This window comes from Bacteroides cellulolyticus, assembly GCF_025567135.1.
GTDB lineage: Bacteria > Bacteroidota > Bacteroidia > Bacteroidales > Bacteroidaceae > Phocaeicola > Phocaeicola cellulolyticus.
Genome location: NZ_JAOQJJ010000006.1, coordinates 86,662 through 106,675, shown reverse-complemented (window position 1 = coordinate 106,675; position 20,014 = coordinate 86,662). Strand labels below are relative to the sequence as shown.

At 39.6% G+C, this 20,014-nt stretch carries 11 protein-coding genes; 4 read left to right on the top strand and 7 right to left on the bottom strand.

All coding sequences use genetic code 11. From position 1 onward, the window contains the following. Positions 1–38 precede the first annotated feature (38 nt). Positions 39–455, top strand: a complete 417-nt coding sequence (locus OCV82_RS08110) for an ACT domain-containing protein (RefSeq protein ID WP_154043944.1) — start codon at positions 39–41, stop codon at positions 453–455. A gap of 73 nt (positions 456–528) precedes the next feature. Here OCV82_RS08110 and OCV82_RS08105 read toward each other — a convergent pair whose 3' ends face one another. Next, positions 529–4,467, bottom strand: coding sequence for a hybrid sensor histidine kinase/response regulator transcription factor (locus OCV82_RS08105; RefSeq protein ID WP_154043943.1), 3,939 nt, complete (start codon positions 4,465–4,467; stop codon positions 529–531). 308 nt (positions 4,468–4,775) lie between these two features. Here OCV82_RS08105 and OCV82_RS08100 point away from each other — a divergent pair, with 308 nt between their 5' ends. From OCV82_RS08100 to OCV82_RS08090, 3 genes are all read left to right on the top strand, one after another. Then, positions 4,776–4,931: a hypothetical protein gene (locus OCV82_RS08100; RefSeq protein ID WP_262543281.1), complete on the top strand. Its 156-nt coding sequence runs from the start codon at positions 4,776–4,778 to the stop codon at positions 4,929–4,931. Then, positions 4,928–6,544, top strand: coding sequence for a RagB/SusD family nutrient uptake outer membrane protein (locus tag OCV82_RS08095; RefSeq protein ID WP_239469126.1), 1,617 nt, complete (start codon positions 4,928–4,930; stop codon positions 6,542–6,544). Before OCV82_RS08100 ends, OCV82_RS08095 begins: the two co-directional genes overlap by 4 nt. Before the next feature lie 80 nt (positions 6,545–6,624). Next, the gene (locus tag OCV82_RS08090) at positions 6,625–7,434 is read left to right on the top strand and encodes a glycoside hydrolase family 16 protein (RefSeq protein WP_154043941.1); all 810 of its coding nucleotides are present in this window, start codon (positions 6,625–6,627) and stop codon (positions 7,432–7,434) included. Between the two features lie 36 nt (positions 7,435–7,470). Here OCV82_RS08090 and OCV82_RS08085 read toward each other — a convergent pair whose 3' ends face one another. The 6 genes from OCV82_RS08085 to OCV82_RS08060 form a co-directional block, all read right to left on the bottom strand. Next, on the bottom strand, positions 7,471–8,718 hold the full coding sequence (locus OCV82_RS08085; protein WP_154043940.1) for a sensor histidine kinase: 1,248 nt from the start codon (positions 8,716–8,718) through the stop codon (positions 7,471–7,473). Next, positions 8,715–10,076, bottom strand: a complete 1,362-nt coding sequence (locus OCV82_RS08080; RefSeq protein WP_154043939.1) for a sigma-54-dependent transcriptional regulator — start codon at positions 10,074–10,076, stop codon at positions 8,715–8,717. The genes OCV82_RS08085 and OCV82_RS08080 overlap by 4 nt, the downstream gene beginning before the upstream one ends. A 140-nt stretch (positions 10,077–10,216) precedes the next feature. Beyond that, positions 10,217–12,556, bottom strand: coding sequence for an ABC transporter permease (locus tag OCV82_RS08075; protein ID WP_154043938.1), 2,340 nt, complete (start codon positions 12,554–12,556; stop codon positions 10,217–10,219). A 141-nt stretch (positions 12,557–12,697) separates the two neighbouring features. After that, positions 12,698–15,034, bottom strand: a complete 2,337-nt coding sequence (locus OCV82_RS08070) for an ABC transporter permease (protein WP_154043937.1) — start codon at positions 15,032–15,034, stop codon at positions 12,698–12,700. 123 nt (positions 15,035–15,157) lie between these two features. Then, positions 15,158–17,548 carry an ABC transporter permease gene (locus OCV82_RS08065; protein ID WP_154043936.1) on the bottom strand — a complete coding sequence of 797 codons (2,391 nt, stop codon included), beginning with the start codon at positions 17,546–17,548 and terminating at the stop codon, positions 15,158–15,160. Positions 17,549–17,597: 49 nt separating this feature from the next. After that, a complete protein-coding gene (locus tag OCV82_RS08060) occupies positions 17,598–19,949 on the bottom strand; it encodes an ABC transporter permease (RefSeq protein ID WP_154043935.1) in 2,352 nt (783 codons plus the stop codon). Between the last annotated feature and the right edge of the window lie 65 nt (positions 19,950–20,014).

Genomic DNA, 20,014 nt, shown 5'->3' with positions numbered 1-20,014 from the left:
CTCTTAATTTTTAATTTTTCATTTTTAATTAAAGTAACATGACTATAAAGCAATTATCTGTATTCCTGGAAAACAAGACAGGAAGAATAAACGATGTAGTCCGCACATTGGGACAGAACGGCATAAACATGCATGCCTTCAGTATGGCAGAGACAACAGATTTCGGAATTCTACGCCTTATAGTATCTGATGTAGATAAGGCTGTTGAGGTATTGCGTGCACAGAACTTTGCCGTTATGTCAACCGAAGTTATCTGCCTCAGTTGCGACAATACTCCCGGTTCCCTAGCTGTGATTCTGGAGTATCTGGCAGAAGAGAAAATCTTTATAGAATATATGTATGCTTTTGCCCAAAATGACAAGGCACACGTGGTGATAAAGCCTAACGACCTCAAGGCATGCCTGGCAGTGCTTGAAGCAAAAGGCTGCACAGTATTGAAGAAAGGGGATTTATAATAGAATTTATTTAAATAAGACAACTGGTCAGGTGAAAATATCAAACTCACCTGACCAGTTATTTTTTTAAGAATTATCGGTATTGTTTTTTCATCTCTTTTTTATATGCCGTAGGCGTTTTTCCTGTATATTGCTTAAATGCTGTGCTGAAATAGCTTTGCGAAGTAAATCCTACACTTACAGCGATTTCCACAAACGACATGTCGGTTTCCAGAAGTAGTTCAATGGCTTTCTCCATCCTGACCTTACTAATATAATCGTTTATTCCCATATTGGTAAGATTTTTCAATTTGCTATATACCGAAGTGCGGCTCATTCCAAGTTCTTTGCAAATGGTGTGTACTCCCAATTCCGGATCACTCATATGATTATTGATAACTGAATTCATTTTAAGGATAAACGATTCATCTACCTGGCTGAATGTTGTAGATTCTGCTGTAGGCAGTTTCCCTGTATCTGAATATGCTTTACGTGCTATGTCTCTGTTTCTGAGCCTGTTTTTAATGACCTCCAGAAGCATATCAATATCAAACGGTTTCAGGATATAGTCGTCAGCTCCATTTTTATAACCGTTTATTCTGCTTTCGTTATCGTCCTTTGCAGTCAACAGAATTACAGGCAAATGGCTTATTGAAAAGTCCTGTTTAATTGATTTGCATAACTGATATCCGTTCATGCCTGGCATCATAACGTCACTTATTACAATATCCGGTAAATGGCTTTTTATAAGTAACAGGGCTTCTTCACCTTCGGAAGCAGTAATGACTTTTTTGAAATACTCTTTCAGTACCGATTTTAGGAAACTTCTCAAGTCGGCATTATCATCTACTATCATAACAGTATAAGACAATGTATCCATGTCAGTAAGTTTCGTCCCTTCTGATTTATCATCTCCGTTAAAGTCGAATATCAGTTCATTCATATACTGTTTAGGCTCGTAAGCCTTAGTGTCATCCTGTCTTCTTGGAAGCTCGAAAAAGAATGTTGCACCTTTATCCTCATTGTTGTATGCCCCAATCTTTCCTCCATGCATTTCAACCAGGATTTTTGAGTATGACAATCCTATTCCTGTTCCGGTCTCTTCGCCGGCTCCTTGATAAAACCGTCTGAAGAGCATTGATGGATCTGTTCCTTTAAGTCCATGTCCCTGATCGGATACTGATATTTTTACGGAATCACTTTCAACAATGTTTTCTGTAGATATAGTTATAATCCCACCACTGAAAGAATGTTTCAGAGCATTGATTAGTAGATTTGTAAGTATGCTGTCAAATTTCTGTTTGTCCACTTCTATTTCACCTGCAGAATTATCTAGCTTGAACACAACATTGGCTCCAATGGCTTTTGCTTCCTCTATGAAATCCTGACCTATGTATTTTACATATTCGTTCACATCAGTTATACTTAAATTGAGTTTTCCGCTGCCAACTTCCATTTTCCTCACGTCAAGTACCATATTTATAAGATTCTTCATGCGTTGAGTCTGCCTGTAGATACCCTTCAGAGGAAGCAATAATGGATTTTCCATATCCAGAGTTTTCAATATTCTCTGTAATGGTGCATGTATTAGCGTAAGAGGGGTTCTTAATTCATGGCTTATATTTATAAGGAAACGAATTTTATCCTCATACATTTGCTTTTCACGTTCTTTGATTATAAGATTGTGTTTTTCTGTCTTTTTTCTGACTATCAAAATGTTTATGTAAATGAATACTAATACCAAAAGCAGAATGCATGACAGGAAAAACCATTTGGTCTTATACCATGGTGGAATGACCTTAAGTGTCAGAATACATTTTTCGTTTGTCTGATTACCATCTTTTGTATTGCATGATACCAATATCCGGTATTTACCTGCCGATAATGAATGCAAAGCAAGCTCTGATCTGTATGTCTCGATATTCTTTTTTATATCAGGTCCATATATTTGAAATTTATACATTTTCTTTCTGAAAATATCTTCACCGTTAGCAAATACCCTTATAATCAAGCTACCTGATTCAGACATCTTCAGTTCCGGTATTTGGCCATCGGTAGAAAAAAAAGTTTTCATGCCGTTAAGCTCTATTTCAGAAAGATTCAGAGAAAGTGCAGACGTACTCTCATAATCCTGCAGTTTGTCTATTTTTAATAATCCTCTTACTCCGCCCATAAAAATCCGTCCGTCAGAATTTACGAATTTCGAGCTAGGCATATATTCATTAGGCATCACGCCGTCCGATTCTCCGTAAAACAAAAACTTCTGTTTATCTATATCCCAACAGAAAAGCATGGATTCGGCTCCTACCAATACTTTATTGTTTACACATACTACAGAAGATACACGATTGAACAGTTCTGTTTTTACCCACTCGTGTGTGTGATTCTTGTTGTCGTATCTGATTAATCCTTTATCTGTTCCAACCCAAATTATCCCTGAATTGTCCATGCTTACTGATGTAATTGAAACATCGTTTGAAACTTTGAAAATCATTTCCAATGTTTTGGTCCTGTTATCCAGTCTGTAAACATTATTTATATCGTTAATGTATGTATAGATGGAGTCATTTCCTATGGCAACCAGAGAACCGATACCAAGGTCAACATTATTTTTTTCTTTAATAGTATCAAATTTTCCGGTCTCTTCGTCATACCAATATACAAAATTCGCAAGGAACAATATAGATTTAGGAGTATTTCTGTATATGAAAACGGAATTACCGTGGTTACAAAGTTCTTCGTTAGTTTTTTTATCTATAAGTATAAAAGGTTTTTTTGTTCCTGTGACTGTATCAAAAACAAAAATTCCCTCGGCAAAATTAAATATAAGGAGCTTATTCTTTCCAAAATCGCAGATAGAAGTTACTTTATCACCTATGGTAGATGGGAAATGAGAAAATTTTCCATTACTAAGATTGTACATATTTAATCCTCCGCCATTTGTACCAATCCACAGCCTGTCGTTTCCTTCCTTAAATAAATACAGTGCGGTACAGTTTGTCAGTCCGCTATTGTCACCAAGAAGGACATCTTTATATGTCCTCATCGAAACTTCATGCATACATATGGCTCCATAGTAAATACTGCCTATCCATACATTTCCATAATAATCTTCATACAGACATATTATAGAATTTGAAGGTAAAGAATAGTTGTTTTCGCTTGGTATATGTTTTAGAACTTTAAAAATTCCACTTTCTTGGTTTAGCACGGAAATTCCGTCTCCATCAGAACCAAACCATATTTCGCCCTTGTGTTCAATAATACTCAGGACAATATCACTGCTTATTCCTGAATTCTTTTTTGAATAGTAATTAAGAAATCTGAGTTTTTTATCATAGCAGTGTACCCCTTTATTATACGAAGAAATCCAGATTTTCCCTTCATTGTCCTGATATGTGCATATTATATCATTTCCACATTCAGGAAAAGCAGCGTATGATTTTTTTGATTTCAAGTCAACTATTCTCATTCCGTACCATCTGTCGCTACATATTAGTGTATCAGTGCCGGAAAGAATCATATTTGATACATTATAATCATTGGGCAGGTTGAATGATATAAGATCTTTTATTTTCTTTTTATATATGTCGTAGGTATAAATGAAATTTTTTCCTCCCAATATGATTTCTCCTTTATTGACGATGGCACTTGAAGCTATCAGTGGAGATTTATCATCGTTTTCTATTATGCTGAATCCATTTATTGAGTAATCGTATATACAAATACCTTTATTGGTAAGTACCCATAAATGTCCGTTATTGTCTTGGAATATTTTATAGATATAGCTTCCTAACGGTGAGTTTTTATCCTTATTGTAATCTTTGATATTCTGGCCGTCATATCTGAACAGACCTGCTCTTGTGCCCATCCATATAAACCCATATTTGTCTTTAAAAATGCAATGAACTACCGAAGGAACATCAGACGGTAAATATATCTGGCTATATGAATAGTCAGCATATAATTTGTTGGTATGGAGTAATGAACTTAAAATGATTATTACAAATAATATAATCTGTGAGACTTTCATATTGGATTTTTGAGGTTTACTTTTACAAATGTAATAATAATACTTCAATATATAATGTCTTTTAATGTTTAATCTTAAAATATACTTTTCAATTCTTTATTTTCAAAAAATGCAAGAAATACTATAACAATATTGAAAATCATATATTTATGTCGATTTTTAAAAATCTAAAGTCATTTTTTTTAAGTAATGAAACTGTCTATTATATAATTTTGCGGCATGAAAAATACAAAGACTAACTTAATTAATACAGTATTTTATTTTTAAAAACTCAATTTTATTGAATAGTTAACTTAAAACAAAAACCTATGAAAAAAGACATTTTTTTCAGACTGAATTCTCCATGGAGGAGATGTTTATTACAGTCAATTCCGGTAACCGTAGGTTTGCTTGTAGCTGCTAATGTTTATGCAGAGACAAGTCCAAACCAGAACCTTTTAAACTATAAAAACTTACTATTATGAAATTTAGATTAAATATATACAGAGGATTGTTGTTGTCTGGATTGCTTATTACAGCAACTTCTTGTTCTGACAGTTTTCTGGATTTGAATAATCCAAACCAGGTTTCGGATAATACTTTCTGGCAGTCTGAAAGTGATGCTTTAATGGGGCTAGCGGCTTGTTATGACGCTTTACAGTCTGATCATTTGTATGATGATAATGTTGACGGTGGAGGATTCGGATTCCTTATGCGTGAAACCAGTACTGATAACGGACAACATACATGGGGAGACTGGATGCAGGGCAGTACAGTGTCTAAAGGTACTTCTGCTACGACAGACGGATGTTTCTCTAACTACTGGAATGCAAACTATGAGTTGATTAAGCGCTGTAATCTCCTTCTTTCTAAAGTGGAGGGCATTCCTATGGAAGATACATCAAAAAATGCAATTAAGGCTGAAGCTATTGCTTTGAGAGCATTAGGATATTGCAACCTAATTTCTCTATACAGGGATGTTCCTTATATTACAGAACCTTTGACATTGGAAAATCCGGAAGCTCCAAAGGAACTGAAAAAGAATATAGTTGATAATATTTTGGCTGATTTGAAGACAAACAATCCTAGCCTTCCTGATAAAGGTACAGAACAGAAAGGAAGAATGTCAAAAGAAGCTGCTTATGCTATAATGGGACGTATTGCTTTATTTGATGCAAGATGGGATGATGCTATTGAAGCTTATAATAATGTTATCGGTAAAGTTTCTTTATTTAAATCAGGTGATGGCTCGGATTTCGAAGCAAACTTTAGAAATCTGTTTAAAGAAGAAAATGAAGGCTGTGATGAAGTCCTCTTGAGTGTTCATTTCACTGGTCCGGGATTAAAGGAAGGTAGTACATTTGGTGTATGTTGGAGTGCCCCGCTTAATGCTATTGAAGCATCTATGAACCTGAGTGATGATTTTTATTGTATTGACGGATTGCCTATTGAGAAGTCTCAATTATTTAAAGGTAGTAAGGAAAAGGGAGGTCATACCAGAGAGAATCCTGACTATGCAAGATACGAAAACCGTGATCCACGACTTAAAGCAACATTAATGTTGCCTGGAATGACATGGAATGGAAAAGAATATACCAATAATCTTCCGGCAAAATCAACAGCTTGCATTCTAAAATGGTTTACTCCTGAAAATACAGCAAATGAATACGATGGAAGCTTGGATTATTACATCATAAGATACGCTGAAGTATTGCTTTCCATGGCTGAGGCTAAAGTGGAAAAAGGCTTGCCTCAAGCGGAAATAACCCAGTATGTCAATGAAGTCAGAGCACGAGTTGGTATGCCTGCTGTAGAAGAAGTCGAAGGCAAAAATTTGTCACAAGATCAGTTGAGAGATATAGTCAGACACGAAAGACGAGTGGAACTTGCTTTCGAGGATTTAAGGCTTGCCGATTTGTACAGATGGGGTGAATGGAAAAATGCTGTCGAAAGAATGAAACATGACAAAGAGTTCTATGGTGATGATTTTGCTGTTTATGATTTCAGCTATAGAGGCCCGCAAGATGAAGTTTGGCCAATACCACAGGGTGAAATTGATACCAATAAGCAACTCGTACAACATGATGAATGGAAATAATATAATAAGAGTTTGAATAATAGGGTTGCTCAAAAGGCAACCCTATTTTTATTAACCTTCTTGATTTTAATATTAGAATTATGTATAAAAAAGTTTACACTCTTATATCATCTTTCTTTATATTGCTTGGTATGTCTGTTTCATCATGCGACGGCCATAATGATGACAATATATTATTTGTTGATGATTTTTTAGGTGATTCATCAATTCCAGATACTTCCGTATGGGAACTGTGTAAATATGGGAATAATGCCTGGGGGCAACATTTCAAATATGTCAAAGGGTATGAGAATGTTAAGGTAGAAGACGGTGTGCTCAAACTTAAAGCTTCAAAAGAAGACGGAGTATATAAAAATGGTGGTATCAGAACAAAAACAGGTTTCCCTTGCAATACGCGTCTTGAAGTACGTGCAAGATTGACAAAACTGGTAAAAGGTGGTTTTCCTGCAATATGGCAGATGCCTATTAATGCACCTGTATGGCCTAGAGGTGGAGAAGTTGACCTAATGGAATGGGTACAAGGGACTCCTTACGATATATATCAGACAGTACATACATATTATATAAACGGTGATTATGGTTCGTCCGGTGTAACCAATCCTAATCGTCCTACAAATTTTGATGTTACACAATATCATGTATATGCTGCCGACAGAACAGAAGAGGCTGTAATATTCTATATTGATGGTGTAGAAACATGGAGATATGAAAATCAAAATCTGCCTTCCGAAGAAATGCAGTTCCCGTTTTGTGAGTATCTTTATGACATAATATTGAATTTTTCTCTTGGTGGAGAATTGAATGGTAATCCTACATGGCCGGGAGAAATTGATGATAATGATTTGCCAGGTGAGTTATGGATTGATTGGGTTAAAGTGACAAAGATTTAACCGTCGTGTGATTTACAATATTTATTCTGATATTTGTTATTTGAACTGCAACTTGAAAACCGTATTTTTCTCATTGCTACACACCAGTGATATACTTCCGTTATGGAGACGCATAATCTGCCGGGATAGACTTAATCCTACTCCTGTTCCTTCCTGTTTTGTAGTATAGAACGGAACGAAAATATCCTCATAATTCTCTTTGCTGATAGGAGTTCCGTTGTTCGAAATATTCACTACAACGGCTTCTGAAAAGTCTATTTCGGCAGTTATATCTATGTTTGTGGCTTTGGCTTGAAGAGCATTCTTAATAAGGTTTACCAGTACTTGCGAAATCTGGTCTTCGTCTGCATAAAGAAGAATGTCGTCCGATTTCTCTATGTAGCTTAGTTTCGCTCCTGATGCGCTGATCTGTTCGCGTGTCAGTTGTGTAACCCTGTCAATAAGTTCTTTTAGATAGAACGCCTTTTTTACAGGTACTGATATACGTGTCAGCGAACGGTAGGTGTCAACAAATTTTATCAGTCCGCGAGCTGATTCTGATATTGTGTCAAGGCCCAATTTGAGTTCTTCTCTGTTGACAGACTTGTTTTCTGATGAAGTTATGTCCGTCGACAGTGTATGACTCAGCGAAGCAATTGGAGTTACGGTGTTCATTATTTCATGCGTAAGCACACGTATAAGTTTGTTCCACGACATCTCTTCGTTGCGCGACATTTCGTTGCTTATGTCATTTATAACGATAATCTTTACATTCTTTCCCTGCAATGATGTTTCGGAAGATGATACTGCAAGTGTGGTCTGTCCCTTTTCGTTGTAGAAAGAAACGCGCATCTCGTTGTTTGCTTCGGAAATGTTTTCAAAGCATTCCTGTATCTCATGGCTGACATTTGCCAGTTGGCGTATATTGCTCAGTGTTGCCACTCCAAGTATATTCAGTGCAGCCGCATTGCAGTATGAAACTTTTCCGCTGAATTTCTCGTTCAGTTCCACTACCACTATACCTGTCTTTACCCTGTCCAGCATCTGACCGTAGTAACGTTCCTGTTCGTTTATTTCCTGTTTTTCCTTTTCGAATATCAGACGTATTCTGTTCAGAGTCTTGTTTAATCTGCGGTACAGTACTTTCTTTTCGTCAAAACGGAAGTTGGTCTCCTTGTCTTCCAGCGCGTCAAGGATGTACGAAACCTTGCGGTGTGTCCTTCGTGCATAGTACATACCGGAAATTATTGCAGATATTAATGCAGTAGCAATAATGATTAATATGACATTTTCATACGAAATCATATATTATATTTTTTCAGTTTCGTATATAGGGTAGGGCGGCTTATGTTAAGCGATTTTGCCACATGAGTAAGATTACCGTTATATCTTTCCATTGCGGCGCGTATGGTTCTTTCTTCCACTTCTTCCAGTGTCTCTTCTCCTGAAGCTGATGCTTGCGGCTGTAGTTCATATGTGTTTTGCCTGTCGGGCAGACAGAAATCTGAAAGCTGAAGCTCCGTACCGTCGGTCAGGATTACTGCCTTTTCTATCGTGTTTTGCAGTTCGCGGATATTTCCGTTCCATCTGCATGAAACCAATGCCTTTTCCGCTTCACTTGAGATTCCCGATACCTCACGATGATATTTCTCGGCATATCTCTTTATGAATATTTCTGCCAGAGGGATGATCTCATCAGTCCTTTCTCTAAGGGGAGGAAGTTGCAGATGCATGGTGTTGATACGATAGTAGAGGTCCTCGCGGAACTCGCCGTTTCGTATCATTTCCTCAAGATTGCGGTTGGTGGCACAGATGAGGCGGATATCTACAGGAGTTGATTGCGAACTTCCTACCTTACTTACCGTTCTGTTCTGAAGAACTCTGAGCAATTTGGCCTGCAGATTAAGAGGAATATTTCCTATTTCGTCAAGAAACAGTGTGCTGCCGTTTGCCTGTTCTATTTTTCCCACACGGTCTGTATGAGCGTCCGTAAAGGCTCCTTTTACATGTCCGAACAGTTCGCTTTCGAACAATGTTTCCGTTATCGCTCCAGCATCCACACAAACCATCGGCTTCATACCTCTGTCCGACAGACGATGGATTTCTGCCGCAAGCACATCTTTTCCCGTACCGTTTTCTCCCGTAATGAGAATGCTTGCGTCTGTCGAGGCTATTTTGTTTACGGTGCGGAATATATTTTTCATTGCAGGACTGCTGCCCCAGTGCATTGTTGCAGTCTGGCTTACCGCAGGTTTTATGCTTTTCTTTTTTGTTCCTGCATCCCTGTGCTTGTAGGCGGCATCAAGCACAGAAATCAGTTTCTCGTTTTCCCAAGGCTTTACAATGAAGTCGAATGCTCCGCGTTTCATTCCCTCTACAGCCAGTGATATGTCGGCATAAGCGGTGAAGAGTACAACTTCGGTAGTAGGGCTTGTCTTTTTGATTTCCGAAAGCCAGTACAATCCCTCATTTCCGGTATTGGCAGACGACTGGAAGTTCATATCCAGCAAAATCACGTCAGGCATAAATTCTCTTAACTGTGAATTTATGACGTTTGGTGATGCCACAGCCTTTACTTCCTTGAAGTATTTAGGCAGTAGCAGTTGGAGTGCTGCCCTTATTCCGCTATTATCATCTACTACTAATATTTTGGCTTTGTTCATGTTCACTTTTATACTTTGTTGTGCAAAAATATAAGTTTTGGAGTTTATTTTGTCCAGTTAATTGAAAAATTATCCGCAGACACATCCATTCGTCACGAACAGTTGTAGCCTGCGGCTTAATTAGAGAGAGATTTTTTTATTTATTCGGTCTCCAATGATATGTTTGGAGATTCAAGTGCCAGCGAATTATATCTCATAACTACAAGTATTGCCGTAAGCACCTGTATGAACAGGAACACCAGCAGGAATATCCACCATGACACATTTACTTTCATTGCAAATCCCTGGAGATATTCGTTTATTGCTATCACCGCTACGGGTATAGATATGATGAAACCAGCCAGAACAATAAAGAAATACGGCTTGTTTCCCAGCCAGAGTACATCGGTGTAGTCTGCTCCGAACACTTTGCGCAGTGCTATTTCCTTTCTCTTATGCTGAATGTCGAATATCACCATAGAGAAGACGCCGACCAGTGACAATACTACGGCTATTATTGAAAAACACAGCATCGTGTTGGCGAAAGAATTCTCACGCTGATATTGTGCGGCAGCCACATTGTCGTAGAACAATACTTCGGTAGGATATTCGGGTTCCACTTTGCTGATTATCTCCTTTATGTGGGATACCACCTCAGTTCTGTCGTATCCGGAAGAAAGTCTCACAAACATATCCGACAGATATCCGCTTTCAGCCGGTAGGGAAATGAAGCATACAGCGCTCTGGCTTTTGCGCATGGACGTGAAGTTTACATTGTCGCATATACCTATTGCCTCCGCTTCCATGGAAGGTATATTTCCAAGTTCCACACCGTAATTGTCATTCATATACCGGTTTACTATAATGTCTCCTTGGCTCGTTTTCGGGAATGTTTTCCCTTCTGTCATCTTTATTCCCATCACGTCAGGAAAATCAGGAGTGACATATATCAGGAAGCTTGGAATGTCAGTTCCGTTATATTCTATTCCCTCAGTGCAGTAAGTGTCCTGTGCCCCGAATCTTTCGGACGTGAATGCCACATTCTCTATTTCAGGATATTTCTGAAGTTCTTCCTTTATCCATGCGCCTTTGTTCTTTACTATATCGCTTGTCAACCCTACAATGGCGATGCGGTCCTTGTCAAACTTCGGGTCGAACTGAAGCATCATCCTGTTCTGCAAATAGATTGCCGCTATGAACAGAATCAATGAGCACGAAATGGCATACTGCACGCACAGAAGGGTTTTCTTGATTTTCATTCCCGAAGAACTGAGGTTGAAGTTGCCTCTCATAGCAAGTTCTCCGGTATATGATGTGGCGAAGAATGCAGGATATATTCCTGAAAGTATTCCGCCGGACAGAGCCAGAAGCAGTGTTATGATTACGATGGAAGAATTCTTCTCAAAGCTGAACACTGTGTTTACGATTCCCATTTCCGTGACGGCAGGAGAGAGGAAAACAACTGCAATCACCGCTCCGGCAAATGCTATGAGCGACAGCAGGACAGTTTCCTGAATTATCTCCATACGTATCGTGCGGGTGTCCTCACCAAGTATAATCCTGGTGTTGATGGTTTTCAGCCTTGACGGAATGAGTGAGGTGTAGAAATTTGTAAAGTTCAGCAGACCTACAATGATTATGAGGAATGAGATAATGGTCAGTACATTGTATTGTGTGATGCTTCCGCTCCGGAACACACGTCCGTCCGACTTCTCTTCCTGAAAATATACGTCAACCAGCGGTGTGAGATAAATAGGGGTGAGACCACGGTATTTATCAAACTCGAACTTGCTGTTGAATTCATCCTCAACCAGAGAAACATTCCCGCTGTCATCAAGACGGAGATAGCATACGAAGTTGCTTGCCCCGAAGTTCTGAAGGAAGAAATCCGGAATCTTCATGTATATCTCGTTCCGTATCTGCGAGTTTGCTGGCAAGTCCTCGTAAACGGCACCTACAGTCCATTTGTCGGAACGCAGAAATCCGGTACCGGACTTAATCTTCACCTGTTTACCTATAGGAGATTCGTTGCCGAAAATTTTGCGTGCCGTACTTTGCGGAATGGCAAGCTGCTCGTTCTTCGACAGAGTGGCGGGATCGCCTTCTACAATCTTTATTCCGAATACCTTGAAAAAGTCTTCACTCACCACATTGGCGGTTTCTATGAATCCGCCGGATACTCCGTCTTTCATAGTGGTGATATATACCTCTCCCAGAAACGGACATACCACAGTCCCAGCCACGATATGGCTTGACGAACGTATCACTTCGTCCGAAAATCCCGGAGGAAGAATCGAGCGGAAAATGGTATTGTTGTCCGAGAGATCCACCCTGTAGATGTTTCCGGCATCAGGATGGAATCTGTCGAATCCCTTTTCGAAGTCCAGCTGCACGGATATGAGCATAAAGGCGCTGAATGCCAGAATCAGACCGACAAGGCTCATAAGCATTGGAACGAAGTATTTCCTCAACGTATATTTTATGTTTCTCAGTGCTTGCATATTAAATTTGAGTTCTTGAGTTTTTAAGTTTTTAAGTTACGAGTTGACAAGTTGACGAGTTGACAAGGTTGCCGTCCGGATGGAGAACCTTGTTCACTTGTAACTGGAGCCTTGTCAACTTTAAAAAGAGGCTCGTCTCTTTTATTCGTTTTTAAGTGACAATACCGGATTGGCATTCGATATTTTCAGGCTGCAGATTACCACAGTAGCTACTACTATTATAGCCACTATCAGGTCTGCTGCAAGGAAATATAGCAATGACAGACTGACTTTCTCGGCAAACTGTTCCAGCCAGAGTCCTGCCACATAATATGCCAGTGCATCGCCTATGATAAAGGCAACAACGAGCCATTTCATTATGCCGGCCACGAAAAGCGAAAGGATTTCTGCCGTGGTGGCTCCGTTTATCTTGCGTATGGCAATCTCCTTGCTTCTTCGTTGTGCTTCATCGCGGACGTATCCCACGAGTCCTAGGAAGGCTATCGCTATGGAGAATATACTTCCGGCAAGGATGGTATTCTTCATCTTCTTGTTGTCGTCATACATACTGTTCATTACCTGTTCGTATGAGAAAACTTCCATATCCTTTTCGGTAATCACTTCACCCAGCTTCTTCTGAATCTTGTTTATTGTTTCAGGATTGATGTTTTTTACCTTTACAAGAATGAACGGCATATATTCCTTCTCTACTTTGCCTGTAAAGCGTACGCTCGGACGTTCGTCCATTCTGTTCAGCAGTCCGATACGGTAGTCCTCGTAAACTCCCGAGATTGTCAGAATTCCAAGATTCATAGCCGAAGAGTCTGAATGTTCGGTCAGATAAATACCTTTTCCTATCGGGCCGTCATTCCAGTCTGTAAACTCTTTCATCTTTTCCACGAAACTGCGACTGACTGCAATCTCGTTTTCTGCGGCAGGCACACGTCCTTCGATTATTGGAATGTCAAAGAACTCGAAGAAACCTTCTGTACCGGCATACTGGTCGGCTATGTTGAAAAGTTCTGCGTCATGTCCTGGCAGATAGACATCATTGCCTGAGCAATAATCGAATGGAAGAGTGTATGCCCTCTCCACGTCAATTACTTCGGGTAGGGATGATATTACTTCCACGCTTCTCGATGCCTGTACTTTATCTACTCCTCTGACATTATAGTATAACACGTTGTCGTAATTATATCCGGGATCATCGTTCAGAGCCTTGTCGTATTGAGCGGCAATGATGAAAACGAAACTCAGAAGAAACACGTTTATGATAAACTGGATGAACAGCAGACATAGTTTCCATTTCCTTTTGTTCTCCTTGTAGTTCATGAACGCCACGCTTACCGGAATTTTGTTGTAAAGATATCCCGGAAGCAAAGCCGAAACCAGGAACAATACCAGTATCACTCCGCATAGTACAATCATAGTCTCCTTTATGAAAAGAGCCTCCAGACTGACTCCAAGCAGATATTCTATTGTCTGTCTGAATGCCAATATCATCAGGAATGCCAGAAGCAGTGAGAAGAACAGATATACTGATGTCTCTTTAATCAGCATACCGTATATGTTTGTTCCTTCTGCGCCATAGCATTTGTGGATACCTATCTCCTTCGAGCGTTTCACCATTTCCGATATGGATATAAGCATATAGTTCATCAGTGATATCAGAACCAGTACAAACGAAACTACTGAAAGGATGATTATAAGATTCCTTACGTATGGTTCGGATGTATGAAGCTTATGAAACGGACTGAGTACACACCAAATTTCGTATCCGCTTTTCTCAAGCTCTTCCATAGGCAGGTTCTTGTCCATCATCTTGCGTATGGCAGGATCGAGGGATTCAGGTGTAACACCTTCTTCAAGTTTTACATATCCTTTGTATCGGTCATTCCCGAGCCAGTTTTCTGTACTTACCTTTGGATAAGTTTCCATTGAAAGCAGGATGTCGTAATACATACTTCCGTTTTCCGGGAAATCTTCATACACTCCTCCTACGGTAAACTTTAGTTTGGGTGCCTCTTCGTTGTAAATAATTTTTCCTACAGCCTTGTCAATGCCTCCCATCTTTTCGGCAAACGAACGGCTTACCATAATGTTGAATCTCTGAGCCAATACTTCCTTCGGGTTTCCTGCCAGAATCTTACGGTCGAAGACATCGAAGAATGCGGTATCCGCCAAAACCAGCGTACCGGTTACAAGAGCCTTTTCTTCCGTATAGAATTTGTCGCTTTCGAAAAGGAAGGTTGTACGTGTGGCGCTTTCCACTCCCGGTACATATTTCTTGAATCCGGGAGCTACTCCACCACTTACCTGACTGTTTTCGTCTGTTTCGCCTCTCAGTGAATACACTGCCTTGATGAGATATATTCGGTCAAGGCCTTTGTAGAAATTGTCGTATGACGACTCAAAGCATACCTTGGCTATAAGAATACATCCTATGGCAAGACCTATTCCTAGAGACAATATTTTCAATATGTTGTTGAACTTGAGCATATTTTTTCGTTTTTAAGTTACGAGTTGACAAGTTGACGAGTTGACAAGGTTGCCATCCGGACGGAACCAATGGTCGGCGAGGCCAAACCTTGTCAACTTGTAACTGAAGCCTCGTCATCTCTTTTATTCATTTTTCAGCGTTTCAGCCGGATTTTCCGAAGCTGCCTTATAACTGCACAGTGTGACAACTCCTACAGTAATTATTGCTACCATGACGAACGCCAGCAGGAATACCCACCAGTGCAACGGAGTACGATATGCGAATGTGCTATAGTAATAGTCCATTACAATATATCCCACAGGCGCAGCTATCAGGAAGCTTATAAGCAGTATGTAGAAGAATTTGCGGTTGAACATCTCCAGTATCTCGCGTATGCTTGCCCCGTGAACTCTTCGCAGACCTATTTCCTTTCTGCGGAACTTGGTTTCGAACATAAGCAGACCTATTATTCCCATCAGTGATATGATTACTGCAAGTATGGTGAACAGCGTTATAAGGCTGATTAGTTTCTGTTCTTTACGGTACTGTGTTCCAAGTTCCTCGTCGAAGAACTTCAGGTTTATTTCTTCGGTATTGAAGTTAGGTGAAATATCGGCTACCACTTCTTTCACAGCCTGAAGCACTTCGCTGTAAGTAGCTCCAGGATTACTTCGGATATACAGATGACTTACAGGCCACCATGGCTTTTTCCCGAAAACGTAGAACGCGAATGGTTCTTCCTTGTAATGCAGTGGCTTGAACTTGAAGTTCTCGCAGAAACCGGCAATATCAGTTTCACTAATATGTTCGTGTACCTTACTTTCAAGGCTGAATCCGAATTTTTCTTTGGCGATTTCGTTGAATATGAAAATTCCTTTCTCGCATTTCTCGTCTGCCTGTGTGAAGTCGCGTCCCTCAACAATGTCTATACCCATAAACTTCAGGAAGTTGTATGAGACCGGATAGCTGATGAAGCTTATATTCTTACCGTTGAATTCTCTTCCCCAACCCATTCTATATACGCTGACCAGAGATGATGCTCCCCATGCCACTTCCTTGATGGCAGTCTTCTTCTGAAGTTCGGTAGTGTATAAATCTCGGTTATTTGAGTTTACCGGAACGTATGCCGTGAACAGCGATTCCTTGTTGAATCCCATGTCGTAGTTCATCATATAGTCGTATTGCATCTTGATGAAGAATGCACACAGCACGAACAGGATAGATATAAAGAACTGGAATCCTACAAGTATATATCTGAATGACTTGCCTCTGCTTACTGTGCCCATTGTTCCCTTAATGGCAAGGGCAGGAGAGAATGAAGTGACGTGCATTGCAGGATATATGCTTGACGCTACAGTCATTATCAGTGCGACAAAAACTGTCAGTATCGCCACTGCGGCATTATATCCAAGATCCAGCGGACAGCTTATAAGTTCAGCGTATGTGGAACTGCCTATAATCTTTATCACAATATATGAAAAGAAAAGCGAAACCACCACCAATATAGCCGATTCAGCCATAAAGCCCATTACGAGCGACAGTCTGGAACTGCCAAGAATTTTCCTTGTATTTACAGAACGCAGTTTTGCCGGAATCTGTGCCATGAAGAAGTTCAGATAGTTTATCAGTGTGATGACAAGTATAAGCACTGATACTATGAACAATGTTATTGTAGTGATAATGTTACATTGGTAAACTATGGTATTGTCTGTAATTTTTAACTCGAACTGAAATCCTTCCAGCGGGAATATTTTTACAGTGTTTCTGCCTACGTATTCGTCTATCTCTTCCTGAGTAGGAAGTTCCATATCCGGATTGGAACTTATCATTTCGTTGACCAGATTTTTAGCAAAGTTGGTAGCATTTTCGCTGAAAGCATTTACGTTGTTTTTGTCATTAAGTTTTACAAAGTATCTGTAAGACCATTCGCCGAAATTGTCCAATGACTCTTTCTCATAAATATTACTGTACAGAAGATCTGTTTCTCCGAATATGGAATTCATAGCCATATCCTTGAAGATGGCAGAAACGGTTCTCTTGTCCTTTTCGCCTTCCAGCTGGATTGCATCTCCAAGTTTCAGGTTCAGTCTGCGTGACGCTCTTTCGCTGAGTGCCACTACATTTTCTTCACCTATACCCTGGAAAGTACCTGCAACGGCTTCTATTCCGAATACGTCATATGTGCCGCTTGTCACCTGCATGGTGTTGAGTTCGAATGCCCTGTTGTCATTACCGTCTGCTATTTTAACTTCTGTCTGAATATTTCCTTGTAGAACAGCATACGATTCAACCATCGACGATTGCTCTATCAATGATTCCATAACAGGGCGGCTCATGTTTACACTGTATTTCCCTTCGTCGAACCAGTCCTTATGTGTCACAACGAATATACGGTCCAGGTCCTTGATTTTGCTGTTATAGTTCCAGTCGTAATTCACCTGAACCATTATAATGTATATTGCAGCAAAGGCAACTGTCATACCTAACAGATTAAGTATTCCTGCACCTTTGAATAGTCTGATAATGTTTCTCATCACTTTGATTTTTTAAAAGTTATTATAGATACTATAGTCAAGTTCTTTATTATTCACTTTTAAGATTATTCACCGGATTGTCCGATGTGGTTTTCAGGCTGATAAGCCAGACGGAACCTAACGAAAAGACAACCACCAGGGCAAAAGCTGTTACCGGTATCCACCACTGGAAGTAAGGATCATATTCCACAAACTTGTCTATCTGACGTATGCCAAAATAGATGAGCGGAACAGCTATAACCAAACTTATGAGCAGTGATTTCATTGAGAACTTCATCAGGTTGCATTGTTCCATCCATGAATTTGAACCGAAAACCTTGCGTATGGATATGTCGCGTTTGCGTTGTGATACGAAGTAGAGGCTCATGGCTGTAAGTCCCAATAATGATATGATGAGTGCCGCAAATGTGAAAATGACGATAGTCTTGTTCAGACGTGTTATATTGTCGTATGTATTGAGCACTTCGTCATGATACCATTTTGAGTCGAAAGGTATTCCGCCTATTATTTCGTAAAACAAGTCATCAAGCTGTCGTTTGTACTCCTCATTCGCTGATGTGGTTTCTACCAGCACATTCCATGGTGAAACCTTTTCTACCGGAAGAATTCTCATCTGAAGAGGATGAACTTCATCCATCAATGAGCGTATCTTGAAGTCCTTGAACTGACCTATAATGTTGAATTTATCTCCATAATTATTGACGTAATAATCAGGGCCCTGACCTATTGAACTTAATTCTTTCATGGCATTTTCGCTTACGAAATAGCCATTGTCGGTGTTCCCGACTCTACGGTCTTCTGTAATCTTGATGTCAAACATCTGCAAGAATGATGAATCAGCAATGAATGTCTGAAAACTCATACATTTCAGTGTGTCGGCACTGTTTAAATAGTTTGTATAGTTGTTTCCTCCATCGTTTGGTGTTCCGCAAGCGAAAGAAACTCTTTTTACGAAAGGCAGTTTCAGGGCCTCGCTGCGGAACTGTCTCATCTGTTCTTTGCCTGCCATGACCGGATAGTTTATTATACTGCCATATTCATAGCCAAGCGGAGCATTGAGAACTCTGTATATCTGCATGCTGAAATAGAAAGAACAAGTCAGCAATGCTATAGTAAGACAGCTTTGGAATATATTCAGTCCGCGGAAATACACCAGTTTGGTCTTGCGTCGGAACGTTCCCTTTACCACATCCATAGGATTATATCCTGACAATATTGATGCCGGCACAATGCCTGACGCGAATGCTAGAACAGCAACAAGCAGTATGTATGATATGACCGTAATATATGATACGTCGCCCAGTATATCAAGTTTAACTTTAAGCAAATCCATGGCGTATGGTTCCACTGCCAATGCAAGTATGAAGGATATAATGAAAGATGCTGCTGTAAGTATAAACGATTCAAGTATCATTCGCCAGAAAATATCTTTCCGTGAAGAGCCTAAGATACGTCTTGTCGCCATTTCCTTTGCCCTGTAGCTGGTCTGTGCCACACTCATGCTCACGTAATTGAATATAGCCATCAGCAGGACGAGTACTCCTATTATTATAAAGGTCACAACAACCTTATAATTGTACTGTTTCAAGCCTACTGAAGACTGTATGTCTGAAAAATAAAACTCACGGACAGGAATGAATTTTACAGTTTTGTATGTTCCGCCTTCGTATATCCAGTAAAATGTCTTGAGATATGAAACTATATCGTCAGCCTTGGTGTTAAGATCTGTGTTCGGTAATAGACGGAAGAATAGATTTGCCCCACCTGAATTACTCATGTGTGTATTCTCTATTGCAGAACCATAATTATAGTATTTTATATTTTCGAATGGTAAAATTATTTCCCATTCATGAGGAATGACAGAGTTGTCTATATCCTTCATAATACCTGCAACTTTGTATTCGTTTGTTGCCATTGGCTGTATAGTCTTGAAAGTCTTGCCTATACAATCTGTGGTTCCGAACATCTTAATAGCTGCCGACTGGCTTATGACTGCATTGTCATTCGAAATCAATACATCATCAGGATTTCCATACAGAAGAGGAAAACCGAAGAAGCTGAAGAAGTTTTTCTTTGCCATACCTACATACAAAGTCATCTGTTTATCTTCAGACATTACCGGATATTCAACACATCCGGAAATGGCACACCATTCCTCAATTTCGGGATAGCGGCTTTTCAGTTTGTCTCCTAAATTGTAATGTCCAGATGCATCTTCTTCGCTTGCCATTATATACGTCCTGTCGGCATCCTTCATATCTTTATCTACAGTAAGTTGCCTGAATACCATGTTCGATATCAGCAGTATGAACATGAGCGAGATGCTCAGTCCTGCAAGATTTACCAACGTGAAAACCTTGTTTCGGCTCAGGAACTTAAAGTATGTCTTATATTCATTCATATCATCTTGAGTTTTTGAGTTTTCAAGTTTTAGAGTTTGTTCTCAACAAACTCTAAAACTTGAAA

What these genes read in the sequence shown, in the direction of transcription:
- OCV82_RS08070 (WP_154043937.1), bottom strand. Translation starts at nt 15,034, where the DNA reads ATGCTCAAGTTCAACAACATATTGAAAATATTGTCTCTAGGAATAGGT.
- OCV82_RS08095 (WP_239469126.1), top strand. Translation starts at nt 4,928, where the DNA reads ATGAAATTTAGATTAAATATATACAGAGGATTGTTGTTGTCTGGATTG.
- OCV82_RS08065 (WP_154043936.1), bottom strand. Translation starts at nt 17,548, where the DNA reads ATGAGAAACATTATCAGACTATTCAAAGGTGCAGGAATACTTAATCTG.
- OCV82_RS08100 (WP_262543281.1), top strand. Translation starts at nt 4,776, where the DNA reads ATGAAAAAAGACATTTTTTTCAGACTGAATTCTCCATGGAGGAGATGT.
- OCV82_RS08105 (WP_154043943.1), bottom strand. Translation starts at nt 4,467, where the DNA reads ATGAAAGTCTCACAGATTATATTATTTGTAATAATCATTTTAAGTTCA.
- OCV82_RS08090 (WP_154043941.1), top strand. Translation starts at nt 6,625, where the DNA reads ATGTATAAAAAAGTTTACACTCTTATATCATCTTTCTTTATATTGCTT.
- OCV82_RS08110 (WP_154043944.1), top strand. Translation starts at nt 39, where the DNA reads ATGACTATAAAGCAATTATCTGTATTCCTGGAAAACAAGACAGGAAGA.
- OCV82_RS08075 (WP_154043938.1), bottom strand. Translation starts at nt 12,556, where the DNA reads ATGCAAGCACTGAGAAACATAAAATATACGTTGAGGAAATACTTCGTT.
- OCV82_RS08085 (WP_154043940.1), bottom strand. Translation starts at nt 8,718, where the DNA reads ATGATTTCGTATGAAAATGTCATATTAATCATTATTGCTACTGCATTA.
- OCV82_RS08060 (WP_154043935.1), bottom strand. Translation starts at nt 19,949, where the DNA reads ATGAATGAATATAAGACATACTTTAAGTTCCTGAGCCGAAACAAGGTT.
- OCV82_RS08080 (WP_154043939.1), bottom strand. Translation starts at nt 10,076, where the DNA reads ATGAACAAAGCCAAAATATTAGTAGTAGATGATAATAGCGGAATAAGG.